Origin of the sequence: Enterococcus sp. MSG3299, assembly GCF_050555765.1 — a bacterium.
Lineage (GTDB): Bacteria > Bacillota > Bacilli > Lactobacillales > Enterococcaceae > Enterococcus > Enterococcus faecalis.
This window is the reverse complement of sequence record NZ_CP187869.1, coordinates 1992725-2008419: the sequence shown is the minus strand read 5'-3', so window position 1 is coordinate 2008419 and position 15695 is coordinate 1992725. Positions and strand designations below refer to the sequence as shown.

General features: G+C 36.3%; 13 protein-coding genes and 1 other annotated feature. All 13 genes read left to right on the top strand.

Going from position 1 to position 15695, the window contains the following annotated elements:
- Positions 1 to 136 precede the first annotated feature (136 nt).
- The 13 genes from IGL23_RS09730 (at position 137) to IGL23_RS09670 (ending at position 15565) form a co-directional block, all read left to right on the top strand.
- Complete coding sequence (locus IGL23_RS09730; protein WP_033594466.1) at positions 137 to 4441, top strand: bacterial Ig-like domain-containing protein; 4305 nt, start codon at positions 137 to 139, stop codon at positions 4439 to 4441.
- Positions 4442 to 4639: 198 nt separating this feature from the next.
- A complete protein-coding gene (locus IGL23_RS09725) occupies positions 4640 to 5341 on the top strand; it encodes a bacterial Ig-like domain-containing protein (RefSeq protein ID WP_002356634.1) in 702 nt (233 codons plus the stop codon).
- Positions 5342 to 6778: a helix-turn-helix domain-containing protein gene (locus IGL23_RS09720; protein ID WP_033594468.1), complete on the top strand. Its 1437-nt coding sequence runs from the start codon at positions 5342 to 5344 to the stop codon at positions 6776 to 6778. It begins immediately after the preceding gene.
- Positions 6779 to 7021: 243 nt separating this feature from the next.
- Positions 7022 to 8209, top strand: coding sequence for an FtsW/RodA/SpoVE family cell cycle protein (locus IGL23_RS09715; RefSeq protein ID WP_033594469.1), 1188 nt, complete (start codon positions 7022 to 7024; stop codon positions 8207 to 8209).
- 24 nt (positions 8210 to 8233) lie between these two features.
- Positions 8234 to 8593, top strand: a complete 360-nt coding sequence (locus IGL23_RS09710; protein ID WP_002359675.1) for an arsenate reductase family protein — start codon at positions 8234 to 8236, stop codon at positions 8591 to 8593.
- Positions 8594 to 8598: 5 nt separating this feature from the next.
- Entirely contained in the window at positions 8599 to 8913 is a 315-nt protein-coding gene (locus tag IGL23_RS09705) for a glycine cleavage system protein H (RefSeq protein WP_011109554.1), read from the top strand.
- A gap of 53 nt (positions 8914 to 8966) precedes the next feature.
- Positions 8967 to 9214: a binding site (T-box leader), on the top strand.
- Positions 9215 to 9326: 112 nt separating this feature from the next.
- The gene (locus tag IGL23_RS09700; RefSeq protein WP_002396218.1) at positions 9327 to 10364 is read left to right on the top strand and encodes a methionine ABC transporter ATP-binding protein; all 1038 of its coding nucleotides are present in this window, start codon (positions 9327 to 9329) and stop codon (positions 10362 to 10364) included.
- Positions 10357 to 11043, top strand: coding sequence for a methionine ABC transporter permease (locus IGL23_RS09695; protein WP_002356640.1), 687 nt, complete (start codon positions 10357 to 10359; stop codon positions 11041 to 11043). Before IGL23_RS09700 ends, IGL23_RS09695 begins: the two co-directional genes overlap by 8 nt.
- 14 nt (positions 11044 to 11057) lie before the next feature.
- Positions 11058 to 11876 (top strand): MetQ/NlpA family ABC transporter substrate-binding protein, encoded by an 819-nt coding sequence (locus IGL23_RS09690; RefSeq protein WP_002359679.1) that lies wholly within the window; start codon positions 11058 to 11060, stop codon positions 11874 to 11876.
- Between the two features lie 347 nt (positions 11877 to 12223).
- On the top strand, positions 12224 to 13039 hold the full coding sequence (locus IGL23_RS09685; RefSeq protein ID WP_002362225.1) for an isoprenyl transferase: 816 nt from the start codon (positions 12224 to 12226) through the stop codon (positions 13037 to 13039).
- Entirely contained in the window at positions 13036 to 13836 is an 801-nt protein-coding gene (locus IGL23_RS09680; protein ID WP_002359680.1) for a phosphatidate cytidylyltransferase, read from the top strand. The genes IGL23_RS09685 and IGL23_RS09680 overlap by 4 nt, the downstream gene beginning before the upstream one ends.
- Before the next feature lie 763 nt (positions 13837 to 14599).
- Positions 14600 to 15250, top strand: a complete 651-nt coding sequence (locus IGL23_RS09675; RefSeq protein WP_033594470.1) for a diphthine--ammonia ligase — start codon at positions 14600 to 14602, stop codon at positions 15248 to 15250.
- Between the two features lie 87 nt (positions 15251 to 15337).
- Positions 15338 to 15565 carry a hypothetical protein gene (locus tag IGL23_RS09670; RefSeq protein WP_002362220.1) on the top strand — a complete coding sequence of 76 codons (228 nt, stop codon included), beginning with the start codon at positions 15338 to 15340 and terminating at the stop codon, positions 15563 to 15565.
- Positions 15566 to 15695: the final 130 nt, after the last annotated feature.

The following is a 15695-nucleotide window of genomic DNA, read 5'->3' as shown; positions in this document are numbered from 1 at the left end:
ATTGTGGCTGATTTTCCAAGTATTTTTTTATGAAAAGCTGTTTTTTTTTTTCGAAGATTCAAAAAAAATTAATCAATTGTTTCATTTTTAACAAGCTATTATTAGGTTATATGAATTTTATTGAAAGGGGATTAGTATGAAGAAAAAAACTTTTTCTTTTGTGATGTTGAGTATACTTCTCGCACAAAATTTCGGGTTTGCCGTAAATGCCTATGCTGTAACAACGACAGAAGCACAAACAGAGACCACTGATACAGCAAAAAAAGAGGCAGAGTTATCGAACTCAACACCATCTTTACCTTTAGAAACAACGAATACTTCAGAAATGAATCAACCAACTGCAACAACTGAATCGCAAACCACAGAGGCGAGCACAACAGCTTCCAGTGATGCTGCTACACCATCTGAACAACAAACAACGGAGGACAAGGACACCTCACTTAATGAAAAATCCCTACCAGATGTTCAAGCGCCAATTACAGATGAACTACTTGACAGTATGAGTCTTGCGCCGATTGGTGGAACAGAATACAGCCAAACAGAGGTTCACCGCGAATTAAATACAACACCGGTAACCGCTACGTTCCAATTTGCTGTTGGAAACACAGGTTATGCACCTGGATCAGTTTATACAGTTCAATTACCAGAACATTTAGGTTATTCAACTGTTAGCGGAGATGTGACGGGCATTGGCGCAACTTGGGCAGTCGATGCGGCAACCAAAACATTAAGTATTACGTTTAATCAGCGAGTTTCGGATACCTCCTTTAAAGTAGAACTAAAAAGTTATCTAACAACAGAGGCGGAACCATTAATTAAAATTGAAACTCCAGGAAAAAATAAAAAAACCTACTCGTTTGATTTATATGAACAAGTAGAACCAATTCAATATAACGAACGAACCAGAACGACAGGGTTAGATGGCGAAATTTTTTATAATTTAGACCGGACGTTAACTGGCAATCAAACATTAGAATTATTAACAACAGAGACGCCAGGCGCTGTCTTTGGAAAACAAGATAACTTGGAACCTCAAGTTTTCAGTTACGATGTCGACATTAATGGTCAAATTTTACCAGAAACGCAAACCCTGTTAACACCTGGCAAAGATTATACATTAATCGATAATTCACTAGGGCGGATTGCTGTAACTGTTCCAAACATGAATCAACAAAAAGCCTATTCTTTATCGATTAATCGAACAATTTATTTAGAGAGTGCTTCGGACTATAACTACTTATATTCGCAGCAGTACCCAACAACAAAAATTGGGTCAATTTCTTTGAAAAGTACGACAGGAACTAAACAAACAACCGATTTTACTGCTAAGACGAGTCAAACAAGTAAAGTAATTGCTGATCGTGAAATGCGTAGTATGTCCTATATCAGTTTTCAAAGCAAAGGGAAATATTATGTAACAATTTATGGCACATTAACAGAAACAAAAGTGGGTCAACAAATCGTATTAGAGAGTACAAACGGTCAAGAAATTAAGAATCCTAAATTTACGGCGTATGGTCCTTTATATGAAAATGTAAAATTGGAAGACTATTTTGATATTAAAACTGAAGGTGGCAAGCTCACTTTAACGGCCACAAAAGATAGCTATTTAAGAATAAATATTTCTGATTTAACAATGGATTTTGACAAGAAAGATATCAATCTATCATTAAGTACACCTGTAATTGGTCCCAATAAAGCCATTCAATTAGTATCTGATCAATATATTGAACCAATTAGTGTTGTTAATCCTTTGAATGCTGAAACTGCTTGGGGTAATTATGATCAAAATGGTGCCTATTCATCAAGAACAACTGTCTCAGTTATGGGAAGCAAAGAGACACCGATTCAAAATTTAGAAATTAAAGTAAAGCATCCTAACTATCTTTCATTACGAGCTACAAAAGAAATTTATTTTTATTACAAGTTAGGAACGGATTATACAGTAACGCCAACGTCAGATGGCTCAGTTATTAAGTTCACTACGCCAATAACCAATGAAATCCAAATTCCAATAGGTTTTAATTATGTGCCAGATAGTTTGCCAAAAGATAAAAGTATTCCAGTCGATACGATACCGATAACAATGAGTGCTGAAGGTTTAACTCCAGTTGACACGACAGTAACTACTAATAGTAAGCGTGGTTCTGAACGAACACTTCAAAGTAGTAAAAATCAATTCCTTGTCAATGCACGAAATGATTCTTTTGACTCACTAAGCGTCCGTACCAAAATTCCAGCTGGCGCCGATGTTCTTTTTGACATTTATGATGTTTCAAACGATCAGGTAGATTCAATTTATCCACAATACTGGGACCGCGGTCAATACTTTGATAAACCAATGACGCCAAACAGCCCTGGATATCCAACGATTACTTTTGACGAAAATACCAATAGTTACACGTTTGATTTTGGAAAAACCAACAAACGTTACATTATTGAGTATAAAAACGCCAATGGCTGGATCGACGTGCCAACTCTTTCTATAACAGGGATAGCTAAAGAACCACAATCGAATAATAATGAAGGGTCTGCTTCGGTTTCTGTTCAAAATGAAGCGTTAGACATTTTGAGTGCAACACAAGCGGCGAATCCAACATTAAAAAATGTAACAAAAACGACAGTAACAACAAAAAATATTGATAATAAAACACATCGTGTGAAAAATCCAACGATTGAATTAACACCAAAAGGCACAACCAATGCTCAAATCGATTTGAATTCTATTACCGTGAAAGGTGTGCCAGAAGATGCTTATTCATTAGAGAAGACTACAAACGGTGCGAAAGTCATTTTTAAAGACTATACATTGACAGAAAACATTACGATTGAATACAATACTGTCTCTGCAAACGCTGGCCAAATCTATACAGAAACAACAATCGACTCTGAAACATTGGACCAGATGTCTGCTAACAAGAAAAAAGTCACCACTGCACCAATCACATTGAAATTCTCAGAAGGCGATGCGGAAGGTATTGTTTATTTAGCAACTGCCACATTCTATACGCATAACATAGAGGATGAAAACCAAGCAATTGCGAAGGTTTCTTTTGAACTAATTGATAATGTCACGCATACAGCAACCGAATTTACAACAGATGAAAAAGGTCAATACTCCTTTGATGCCATCATGACAGGTGATTATACTTTGCGAGTAACGAATGTACCGCAGGAATATTCCGTGGATGAAGAGTATTTGACAGGCAAAGCCATTAAGCTGGTCAAAGGAGACAACCAACTAAAAATTCCATTAACGAAAACAATTGATCACAGTCGTTTACAAGTCAAAGATTCAATGATTTATGTGGGTGATTCATGGAAACCGGAAGAGAACTTTGTTTCAGCGACAGATAAAACAGGTCAAGACGTCCCATTCGAAAAAATCACTGTTTCAGGTCAAGTTGATAACACCAAAGCAGGCGTTTATCCAATCGTATACAGTTACGAAGGTAAAGAAGAAACAGCCCATGTGACCGTCAAACCCGACCAATCTAAGTTAGAGGTCAAAGATTCAACGATTTATGTGGGTGATAAATGGGAACCAGAAGATAATTTCGTTTCAGCAACAGATAAAACAGGTCAAGACGTTCCTTTTGAAAAAATTGACGTTCAGGGAACAGTGAATGTCGATAAAATAGGCGATTATGAAATTGTCTATAAAAATGGCACAAAAGAAGCGAAAGCAATCGTTCATGTTCGTGATGACAGTCGCTTACAAGTCAAAGATTCAACGATTTATGTGGGTGATTCATGGAAACCAGAAGAGAACTTTGTTTCAGCGACAGATAAAACAGGTCAAGACGTTCCCTTCGAAAAAATCACTGTTTCAGGTCAAGTTGATACTAGCAAAGCAGGCGTTTATCCAATCGTATACAGTTACGAAGGTAAAGAAGAAACAGCTAATGTGACTGTCAAACCCGACCAATCTAAGTTAGAGGTTAAAGATACAACGATTTATGTTGGTGATTCTTGGAAACCAGAAGATAATTTCGTTTCAGCGACAGATCGTGATGGTCATGCTATATCCTTTGATAAGGTTCAAGTAAAAGGGGAAGTTGATACAAAGAAAACAGGAGAGTACCAGATTTCCTATACCACTGAGCCAGTTAATGAAACCAAACCAGCTGTGCAGTCACGACTTTTCTCAATATTTTCAAACGAAACACCTCGTCAATTAACGACAGTAGCAACTGTTCATGTGATTGATCGTAATCCTACACCACTACCAGATAAAAATGAGAACAACCAGACTAGTTCCTCACCGAATCAAACCACGATAAAAAGTAGTCAGTATGTCACACATATTGTGAAACCTGACAAGCAAGGACGTTATCCAAAAACGGGAGAACAAACTAATGGTCTATATCGTGTGCTAGGACTTGTTGTGTTACTTATTGTGATTATTAGTGGTATAGTCATCAAGAAGAAACGAAAATAATTAAATGAGCGTGGGGCAAAAGTTTAAAGTAACTTTTGTTCCACGCTTAAAAGATGAATAAGTGCATGAATGAGGGTAGCTGTTTCCTTGGAAAATAGGAAGTTTTACAAGTGACTTTTATTTTAAGAACACCTATTAGCAGGTTTTTCTGTTAAGATAGTTATTTTTATGAAATAGTTTGGAGGAATAATAAACGAGATGAACCAGCGAACTATTTATTATGGTAGTATCGGCACAGCCTTATTTCTTTCTTCAGGAATGTTGATTGCTTCAGTGAATAGCTATGCAAACGAAGCGACAACACCAGGCAAATACACCGTGACTTATGAAGTGGATGGCAAAATTGAAACAGCAACCATTACGGTCAAAGAAAATCAAACGGAACTTAAATTAAAAGACACGTTTTTAGGAGTTAATCAAGCATGGTCACCCTTAGACAATGTCGTTTTTCTAAAAGATAAAGAGGGTCGCCCTTTAAATTTAGAAAATGTAATTATAGAAAATAATGTAAATACTCAAAAAGTAGGACTTTATTTTGTAACCTTCCGTTACGAGTCATACCTTTCTATTGCGAAGGTGTATGTCAACCCTACTAATTTTGCTGCAGAGGGGAATATGCTTGCAGAGCTTCCTTATAGTCAAGCAATGATTGGCCCAGAAAGACCAATTATTGCCTCGAGACAGGACAAGGAGCAACAAACAAAACAGGAGAAAAAGAAAAATAAAATTGAACAGGAACGAGTAAATAAAAAAGTGCTGTTAAATGATGAGTTGTTGAAAAAAATAGATACGATAGCCCCAGTGGAAATTACTGGAGGAGCGGCAAGTGGGTCCTCTCAATTTGGCACCACTTTAAGCTTCCTGTCAGGCTCACTTTTGTATGGAACAAGGAGAGTTTAAATGGAATTCTTGTTATTAGATGATCGGGAAAATTTAAAATTAGCGATTATTAGAAAGTTAGAGCAACAATATTCATTTTCTGAACGAAAAGATCGTTTATGTAAGCAATTAGCTATTTCTCCTTATTTGCTAGAACGGAACATAACAGAAATCAATGCAGATTTGCAACGCTTTGGTCTGATTAATGAGATGGAAATCAGTGAAAAAAATAATGAAATTTTGTTATCTCAAAGCCTTCGTATTTCTTCAAGTATTATTGAAGAATATTATTTAAAAGACTCGTTAGAATTTAATCTATTAAAAACGATTTTCTTTCATCAGTTTACCTCAATCAAAAAATATGGCGAAAAGCACGGGATGAGTCGAACGGTTGTATACAAAATTGTTGACCATATCCGGAAAGAATTAGGTCAATACGGTATTAAGTTATCCAAAAATTTACAACTTAGCGGCAATGAAATGGCGATTAGACAATATTTTACTATGCTCTATTACCGAATTTACAAAGATTCTGAAGAATTATATAATCAAACAGATCTTCGCGCAGTGAACCAATTATTGGCTCAATTGAAAGGCTCTTATGAAAATATCACTAATTTTCATTTATTTAAACATTATGTATTGGTGGCGTTAGAACGAACGCAGAGAAAAGCTAATTATTTTTTATCCCAAGAAGAAAATCCATTCGCTTTTGATGAAGAAAGTTCGATTTATCAAGAAATTCAAAGTTGGATCAACGAAGTGATGAAGGCGACTCATGCAGAGAAAAACGCAGAAATTCAAGGAATTATCGGCAATTTATCGGTCTATCAAAGTGAACTTATTTCGGAACATTTGCTGAGTTCTCACAATGAGGCAATTACGGCTACGAAAACATTATTCTTTTCTTATATGCCGTTTACAATTTTGGACGAAGAATTTTATCAAGAAATTGTTCCGATTATTTATCAACATCGTTTTATTACGCCGTTCATCGATATCACCTTACGAATTATGGATTTAGAATTTTTTCAGGAACGCTACCCAATTGTTTTTAATAGCTGTCGTCAGTTTTTATTTGCGTTGGATTGCTCGGCGTTTGAGTTTAGTAAGCTTTCTTTATTTTTTGATTTGCTATTAGTGTTATCCCGTCTTTATGACCAAAGGAATGAAAAAAGCACGATCAATCTTTATGTGAATTTTACGCAAGGAGAAAAATATACTCAGTTTATCAAAGAACAAATCAAAATATTCGAATCTTTCAGCATTCACTTTCATTCAGCGATTCGACCAGATACTGATTTAGTAGTTTCGGATTATTTACCAAAAACGTTATTTTCAGTAAAATGTTTAATTTGGTTAGCGCCCCCGCGAGCCAGTGACTGGCAAAATTTTGGCAACGAAATTGTCCGAATTAATAAAGAGCTACAACAAACGAAACAAAGAAAAAGCGAATAAAAACAGTCGCAACGTGTTTTAGTTGCGACTGTTTTTTGTTACTGAATGATTATAGTAAACTTTCTCATTATCACTGATGTAAAAAATTTTAAATAAAAGCCAAATAGGATTGAAGAAAAAGAAAAAATTGCTAGTGAAGGACCAATTCTCTAAAGTTTTTCTCAAATATAGTAGAATTCCTTTCTTTTCTTCTGTGAGAAAGATATAATAAAAAACGTATGAACAAAGGAAAAGGGATGACGAATGAATAGAAAAGAGAAAACAAATTTAGATAGTCGAATTGATTACGGCGTGATATTACCAGTTTTTCTTTTATCACTAATTGGTATGCTATCGCTTTACGTAGCGCTTTACAATGATCCAAGCAAACCTAAAATTGGTAGCTTGTTAATGAAACAAGGACTGTGGTATTTAGTCGGAGGATTAAGTATTGTCATTATTATGCATTTTAGCTCAAAATTACTCTGGCGGTTAACGCCCGTTTTTTATGCACTTGGATTAGTATTAATGGGGTTACTACTGAAATTCTATGACCCCGTGCTAGCAGAGCAAACAGGTTCTAAAAACTGGATTCGCTTTGGTGGCACCACATTCCAACCATCGGAATTGATGAAGATTGCGTTTATTTTGATGTTGGCCTATATAGTGACCATGCATAATGCTAAATATGTGGACCGAACACTCAAAAGCGACTTTTGGCTAATCGCTAAAATGCTATTAGTCGCGATTCCGGTAATTGTTTTAGTCCTTTTACAAAAAGACTTCGGGACGATGTTAGTTTTCTTAGCCATTTTTGGGGGAGTTTTCTTAATGTCTGGCATTACTTGGAAAATTATTGTGCCCGCCTTTATCATAGCTGCTCTAGTCGGGGCTGGAACCATCTACTTGGTAACAACAGAAACAGGAAGAGACTTATTGTCTAAAATTGGCATTAAAGCTTATCAATTTGATCGGATTGATTTATGGCTAAATCCTTTCCATACAGATCCAGATCGCTCATTCCAACCAGCGCTAGCATTAACAGCAATTGGTTCTGGGGGCCTTTTCGGAAAAGGCTTTAACGTGAGTGATGTGTATGTCCCTGTTCGTGAGTCAGATATGATTTTTACAGTTGTTGGTGAAAACTTTGGCTTTATTGGTGGCTGTTTCATTATTTTGTTGTATTTTATTTTGATCTACCGCATGATTCGCGTTTGTTTTGATACAAATAATGAATTCTATGCCTACATTGCCACAGGAATTATCATGATGATTTTGTTCCATGTTTTTGAAAACATTGGAGCGAATATTGGTTTACTACCATTAACTGGGATTCCATTACCGTTTATTAGTCAAGGTGGTTCTTCCATTTTAGGTAACATGATTGGGGTGGGCTTAATTATGTCCATGCGTTACCAACAAGAAACGGTTCGTACCAGAAGTGGTCGTTAAAGAAAGAAGAAAGAAGGGGTAGAAATGTACACACTTTATGAATATCCTAAATGCTCAACTTGTAAAAAAGCGAAAGCGTGGTTAGATCAACAAGGCGTTAAATACCAAGCAATTGATATTAAAGCAACACCGCCTAGTAGTGAACAACTAGCAAAATGGATGAAAGAAACCGGCTTGCCTGTTCGTCGTTTTTTTAACACAAGTGGGGTTTTATATAGAGAACAAGGTTTAAAAGATCTTGTTGACAGTTTTTCTATTGAAGAAGCAAGTCAGCGTTTAGCTGCGGATGGCATGTTGATTAAGCGTCCAATTCTCTTAAAAGACAATACATTTCTAACGAATGGTTTTAAAGAAGCAGATTACGAAGGAGTGCTTGGAAAATGAGTGAAATGAAACAAATCGATCAATTATGGATCTTACCAACAGAAGCAGGTTATAAAATTGGTTTAACCGCCGAAGCCCAAGAGGATTTAGGGAAGATTACTTTTGCGACATTTCCCAAAGTCGGACAAACATTAGCTAAAGGTGACTCTTTAATTGAATTAGAAGCAGAAAAAGCAGTCAGTGAATTCAGTAGTCCATTATCTGGTAAGGTAGTCGCGATTAATGAAGCGGCTGATCAAGAGCCAAGTGCGTTAGATGAAGAAAATGCCTGGATTGCTGTTTTAGCAGATGTTGAACCAACAGAATTTGAAAATCTTTAGTCTTACGTTGACAAGGCCAATGTTTATTGCTATAATTTTCTCAATCTAATCAAAAGAAAGCTTTGAAAAGAAGAGTACATGTTAAGGACGTTTGAAGAGAGCCCTGTTTGCTGAGAATGGGTAACAGATTTAAGATGGAAGATGGTCTTTGAGCAGAGTAAGTGAGCGAAGCAGTGAACTTACTACGGGGCGCCCGTTACAGCCAACGGTATGCGAAGAATCAAGTACCGTATGAGGTTATTATTGAGAAATAATAGCGAATTAAGGTGGTATCACGAAATGACAAACTTTCGTCCTTTTTGCTGTAATAGCAAAAGGATGGAAGTTTTTTGTTTTTATTAAGCAAATTCGTTTCATAAAAAGTGCGAAACCTTCAAAATAAGAAAGTAGAACAGAAAGAAGAGGAGAACAAAATGGCATTAATTGAATTACGTCATGTAAAAAAAGAGTTTTCCGGTAAAGCGGGTAAAGTCACGGCTTTAAAAGATATTGATTTAACGGTTGAATCAGGTGATATTTATGGCATTATTGGCTATTCAGGTGCAGGAAAAAGTACGTTGGTTCGCCTATTGAATGGACTTGAAACACCTACAGAAGGTGAAGTAGAAATTCAAGGACAAGATATTGCATTGTTGCCAAATAAAGAACTACGAAACTTCCGTAAAAAAATTGGGATGATCTTTCAACATTTTAATTTATTATGGTCACGGACGGTCCTAGAAAATATCATGCTCCCATTGGAAATTGCTGGCGTTCCAAAACAAAATCGGAAAAGCCGCGCAGAAGAGTTAATCAAGTTGGTTGGTTTAGAAGGACGGGAAACCGCCTACCCAAGTCAACTCTCTGGTGGGCAAAAGCAACGAGTGGGGATTGCCCGTGCCTTAGCTAACAATCCTGACATTTTGCTTTGTGATGAAGCAACGAGTGCTTTGGATCCGCAGACAACTGATGAGGTGCTAGAATTACTACTAAAAATCAACCAAGAATTAAATTTAACGGTTGTATTAATTACCCATGAAATGCACGTGATTCGTAAAATTTGTAATCGCGTAGCCGTGATGGAATATGGTGAAATTGTTGAAGAAGGTAAAGTAATCGATATTTTCAAAAAGCCTCAAACAGAAATTGCGAAACGCTTTATCCAACAAGAAGCGGATAAAAACATTGAAGAAACGGAACTGGTTGTTGAAGAAATGTTGGAACAATATCCGAATGGAAAAATTGTTCGCCTACTTTTCCACGGCGAACAAGCGAAATTGCCAATTATCTCGCATATTGTCCGAGAATATCAAGTAGAAGTCAGTATTATTCAAGGGAACATTCAGCAAACAAAGCAGGGTGCAGTGGGTTCTCTTTATATTCAATTATTAGGCGAAGAGCAAAATATTCTAGCAGCCATTGAAGGATTACGTAAACTTCGTGTAGAAACAGAGGTGATTGGAAATGAATAATCGTGGCTTAGCAAGTTTCTTTGATTTTTCGCAAATTGATATAAGTAAACTACAAGAAAAAACGATTGAAACACTTTATATGACAGGGATTTCAATCATAGTGGTCGCCATTTTAGGGCTGATTTTAGGACTACTACTTTTTGAAACGTCAGGCAGAAAAGGGATTTTGAGCCGATTACTGTATTGGCTAGTGGCCATTTTTGTAAATATTTTCCGTTCGATTCCGTTTATTATCTTAATCGTTCTGTTAATTCCTTTTACAAAAATTATTTTAGGGAGTATGTCTGGTGTCAAAGGCTCCTTACCAGCATTGATTATTTCCGCAGCACCTTTTTATGCTCGCATGGTCGAAATTGCTTTTCGTGAAGTCGATAAAGGCGTGATTGAAGCAGCCAAAGCAATGGGGGCCAATCGTTTCCAAATAATTTGGAAAGTTCTATTACCAGAAAGTCTGCCAGCGCTTGTTTCTGGCTTAACCGTTACAACCATTTCTTTAGTGGGCTATACTGCAATGGCAGCTGCTATTGGAGCGGGCGGTTTAGGAAGTTTGGCGTATCAAGATGGCTTCCAACGTGGTCAAAATACAGTTACCTTAGTAGCAACGATTTGTATCTTAATTATTGTCTTTGCGATTCAATGGCTTGGGGATACAGTCGCTAAAAAAATAGATAAACGATAAATGGAGGGAATAAGATGAAAAAACGTACATTATGGTCAGTAATTACTGTAGCAGTAGCTGTCTTAGTTTTAGGGGCTTGCGGCAATAAAAAGAGTGATGACTCGGTCTTGAAAGTTGGGGCTTCGCCAGTTCCACATGCAGAGATTTTAGAACATGTAAAACCTTTATTAGAAAAAGAAGGCGTAAAATTAGAAGTGACGACTTATACAGATTACGTGCTACCTAACAAGGCGTTGGAAAGTGGCGATATCGATGCCAACTATTTCCAACATGTGCCGTTCTTTAATGAAGCGGTTAAAGAAAATGATTATGACTTTGTGAATGCAGGTGCGATTCATTTAGAACCAGTTGGGCTTTACTCGAAAAAATACAAATCGTTACAAGAAATTCCTGATGGTTCAACGATTTACGTTAGCTCTTCCGTTTCAGATTGGCCACGTGTTTTAACGATTTTAGAAGATGCTGGTTTAATCACGCTGAAAGAAGGGGTAGACCGGACAACTGCTACTTTCGATGATATTGATAAAAATACTAAAAAGTTGAAATTCAATCATGAAAGTGATCCAGCAATCATGACCACTCTTTATGACAATGAAGAAGGGGCTGCGGTTTTAATTAACTCAAACTTTGCCGTGGATCAAGGATTAAATCCGAAAAAAGATGCGATTGCCTTAGAAAAAGAAAGTTCACCTTATGCCAATATTATTGCGGTTCGTAAAGAAGACGAAAACAACGAAAATGTAAAAAAATTAGTCAAAGTGTTACGTAGCAAAGAAGTCCAAGATTGGATTACGAAAAAATGGAACGGTGCCATTGTTCCAGTCAATGAATAAAGAGAAAAAGACAATAGAATAAAAACTTGAGGTCGGGACAGGCGTGTTAAGCTTCAAGAAATAAGAAGAAAGTTCTGAAAGATGCTTTTTGTCTCTCAAGGACGTTCAGCTTATTTCCGAAGAAGCTGCTCCTGTCCCGTTGTTTATTTAAAATTTTAGAGCTAGGCAGATACATCATGTTGATTTACTTGCCAAGTCTAAGTTTTTTTCTTTTAAAAAAGGACCATAAATGATAAAGTTACAAGGAATTTCTTAATTATCAGGAAAATTCAGGGACTATGCATAGGCATTTGCATTAGTTATTGTTATAATAATTAAGATAGATTTTTTGGAATGGAGGGAAAAAGATGTTACGTTTTTTTCCGCAAAAAAATAAATATGTAGAAGAAGCAAGCCAATACGCCTTTGATAAAGAAGGCCAAATTCCGCAGCACATTGCCATTATTATGGACGGAAATGGCCGGTGGGCACAGAATCGAAGACTGCCGAGAATTGCTGGACATAAAGAAGGCATGGATACGGTTAAAAAAATAACGAAGCATGCTAGTCATTTAGGCGTTAAAGTTTTAACACTTTATGCATTTTCAACGGAAAATTGGAAGAGACCAACAGATGAAGTCAATTTCTTAATGCAACTGCCTGTTGATTTTTTTGATACATTCGTGCCTGAATTAATTAAGGAAAATGTTAAAGTCAATGTAATGGGCTACCAAGAGTTTCTACCAAGCCATACGCAAGATGCTGTTAAGCGGGCCATTGAGCAAACCAAGGACAATACGGGCATGGTTTTGAACTTTGCTTTGAATTATGGGGCGCGTGCGGAGCTACTAACTGCCATGAAACAGATTGCTGCAGAGGTTTCAGAAAAAGCATATACGGCAGATGAGATTACAGAAGAAACGATCGCAGATCACTTAATGACTGGCTTTTTACCCACGGAACTTCGCGATCCAGAATTGTTGATTCGAACAAGTGGGGAAGAGAGAATTAGTAATTTCTTGCTATGGCAAATTGCTTATAGCGAGTTGTTTTTTACAAAAGCATTATGGCCTGATTTTTCAGGGGACACTTTAGAAACCGCGATTGCTTCTTTCCAAAATCGTAATCGTCGTTTTGGAGGTCTAAAAGAAACTACAGAAACAGAAGGGAGCGATCCGCAGTGAGACAACGTGTCATCACAGCTATCGTCGCATTAATCATCTTTATTCCAATTATCTGGTATGGTGGTTTTGCAATTGAGATTGCCGCTGTTGCTTTGGCAGTAGTCGGCGTGTACGAGTTATTCCGTATGAAAGGATTAACGTTATTAAGTTTTGAAGGTGTTTTATCAGCATTAGGGGCCGTTTTTTTAGTTATCCCAACAATTAAGTGGTTAAACTTTTTGCCGGAAATGCAAACAAATTTCATTTTATTTTATGTCACTGTAATGTTGTTGTTAGGTGCTTCGGTGATTTCTAAAAATACATATACGATTGAAGAAGCTGGCTTTCCAGTTATTGTCAGTTTATATGTAGGGATGGGGTTCCAGAACTTTATTAGTGCCCGTTCCGCAGGTTTTGAAGTCTTGTTATTTGCTTTATTCATTGTCTGGGCAACGGATATTGGTGCATATCTATTTGGACGACGATTTGGTCGTCATAAATTGATGCCAGATGTTTCACCCAACAAGACAATAGAAGGTGCACTTGGTGGTATTTTATCAGCCGTGGTTGTAGCAGCGTTGTTTTTAGTTTTCACAGCTAATAAAGGGCTATTTCCTTATCCAATGCCGGTGATGCTTGTATTGACGGTTCTATTTTCTATAGTAGGGCAATTCGGTGATTTGGTTGAATCTTCTATCAAACGTCATTATGGCGTGAAAGACTCTGGTAACATCTTGCCAGGACATGGTGGTATTTTAGATCGTTTTGATAGTTTATTATTTGTTTTCCCAATTATGCACTTATGTGGATTATTTTAAATTGATTAACAAAATTTAAAAAAGTATCGTCAAATAAGTAAAAATCCAGAAGAGTCTCTCTTCTGGATTTTTACTGTTTATTGAGATAATGCGTGAAACACTGACAGGGTATGTTTGAGATAAGTTTAACTTTAAACATACGGTGGTTTTACTCTTTAATTGACAATAGCCTTCTCTTTAAAGAGAAGGCTATCTAACGAATCAATATTATTATTTTAAAGTTGGATCAGACTATTTCTAGTATTCAAGTATTTTTCATTTAAGCGATGTATTCCCTACCTCTAATACATCCTTGTGTCTCTCTAGACACGCCAGTTTTGAATAAAATCATCAAAACAATTGAATGGTTCGTTTAAAAATATTTTTCGTGTTCTAATTATTATAACATAAAACTCGTCAACTGACCACTAGCTGACGAGTTCATAATTTTTCCAGATAAATAGACAGCCGTTTTCCGCCGACTGTCTAAGATTAAGATAGATTTGTAAAGAAGTGAATAAATGCTTCCTACTATCTCTTTATAACATGAGGAAAAGAAAACTGCAAAAGATAGCTGTGTTTTTTGAAAAAAAGATCAGCTGGTTTCCGCCAGCTGATCATCCGTTGAAAAGAGATATAAAGAAGTGAATAAAGCTTGCTTTACCTCTATTTTATACCATGTTTTGATTCAAATAACTATTCAGTATTAGTTATACTTAAATAATAAATATGTATACGGATGTATTGTTTTGAGGTATAGTCATAAAGAAAAGAGGGAACGTTTATGAAAAAATTTTGTTTAAGTTATAGCTCTGGTAAAGACTGTTTATTGGCGATGGATCGATTGGTACAAGCAGGAAATCAGCCAGTAGCGTTAGTGACAACATTAAGTGATGAAATTAATCGTTCTTGGTTTCACGGGATACCAATCTCCGTCTTAGAAGCAGCAGCCGAAGCGTTAGATTTACCACTTGTTATCTCACATAACAATGAAACAAATTACACAGAAAAAGTGGTTGAGGCACTGCAGGAAACCAAAAAATTAGGTGCAGAAACGGTTTGTTTTGGCGATATAGATATTGAACAAAATGGTGCTTGGGATCGCCAAGTTGCATTAAGTGCTGGGCTTGAGCCACAATTACCTCTTTGGCAGGAGAATCGCGAAGCACTTGTCAAAGAATTCTTGGCAAAAGGATACACAGCAATTATCAAAACGGTCAGCAAAGAGGCAAGTATTCCAATAAAATTTTTAGGAGAACCGTTAGATGAAACATTTATCACGTACCTTAAAGAGCATCAATTAGATATTTGCGGAGAAAACGGGGAGTACCACACGTTGGTAATTGACGGCCCGCTATTTAAAAAGAGGCTCCATTATTATACTTCAGGAATTTATGAAAGTCCTTATGCTTATTCCTTGATTATTGATGCTTAAATGAAAGTAAAAGGACACAAGCTGCCACTTTTTCTAGGGATATGCTATAATTGACTTAAGAAAAGTAGAGAAAGTGAGTGGTTAATTATGGAAGAAACTGTCTTTTTTAATTTAGGAAATGCCCTTGCTTCAAAAAGAGATCAAAAAGAATTAATTAAAGAAGCCCAAATTGCGAAAGATACTCGAAAGATTCCAGGAAAACTGATTATCGTTGAAGATGAAGAAAATGGTACCCATATTTTATTTGAATTAGCTGATCAAACAGAACCATCTGCTGAAACAAAAGAATTCAAAGTGAAAAAAGTGATTGATTAATAAAAAAGCAACGAATTTTTCTAAATTCGTTGCTTTTTTATATTTTTTTACACAAATGATACAAAAAGAATATCAAAATCAAATAAATGATTAGTATACTTGAAGAAACAAATAGGAAGCAAAGCAAACG

Bases quoted from the DNA above. Each gene is read 5' to 3' on its own strand.
- IGL23_RS09675 (WP_033594470.1), top strand. From the start codon at position 14,600: ATGAAAAAATTTTGTTTAAGTTATAGCTCTGGTAAAGACTGTTTATTG.
- IGL23_RS09730 (WP_033594466.1), top strand. From the start codon at position 137: ATGAAGAAAAAAACTTTTTCTTTTGTGATGTTGAGTATACTTCTCGCA.
- IGL23_RS09700 (WP_002396218.1), top strand. From the start codon at position 9,327: ATGGCATTAATTGAATTACGTCATGTAAAAAAAGAGTTTTCCGGTAAA.
- IGL23_RS09690 (WP_002359679.1), top strand. From the start codon at position 11,058: ATGAAAAAACGTACATTATGGTCAGTAATTACTGTAGCAGTAGCTGTC.
- IGL23_RS09705 (WP_011109554.1), top strand. From the start codon at position 8,599: ATGAAACAAATCGATCAATTATGGATCTTACCAACAGAAGCAGGTTAT.
- IGL23_RS09715 (WP_033594469.1), top strand. From the start codon at position 7,022: ATGAATAGAAAAGAGAAAACAAATTTAGATAGTCGAATTGATTACGGC.
- IGL23_RS09670 (WP_002362220.1), top strand. From the start codon at position 15,338: ATGGAAGAAACTGTCTTTTTTAATTTAGGAAATGCCCTTGCTTCAAAA.
- IGL23_RS09695 (WP_002356640.1), top strand. From the start codon at position 10,357: ATGAATAATCGTGGCTTAGCAAGTTTCTTTGATTTTTCGCAAATTGAT.
- IGL23_RS09720 (WP_033594468.1), top strand. From the start codon at position 5,342: ATGGAATTCTTGTTATTAGATGATCGGGAAAATTTAAAATTAGCGATT.
- IGL23_RS09710 (WP_002359675.1), top strand. From the start codon at position 8,234: ATGTACACACTTTATGAATATCCTAAATGCTCAACTTGTAAAAAAGCG.
- IGL23_RS09685 (WP_002362225.1), top strand. From the start codon at position 12,224: ATGTTACGTTTTTTTCCGCAAAAAAATAAATATGTAGAAGAAGCAAGC.
- IGL23_RS09725 (WP_002356634.1), top strand. From the start codon at position 4,640: ATGAACCAGCGAACTATTTATTATGGTAGTATCGGCACAGCCTTATTT.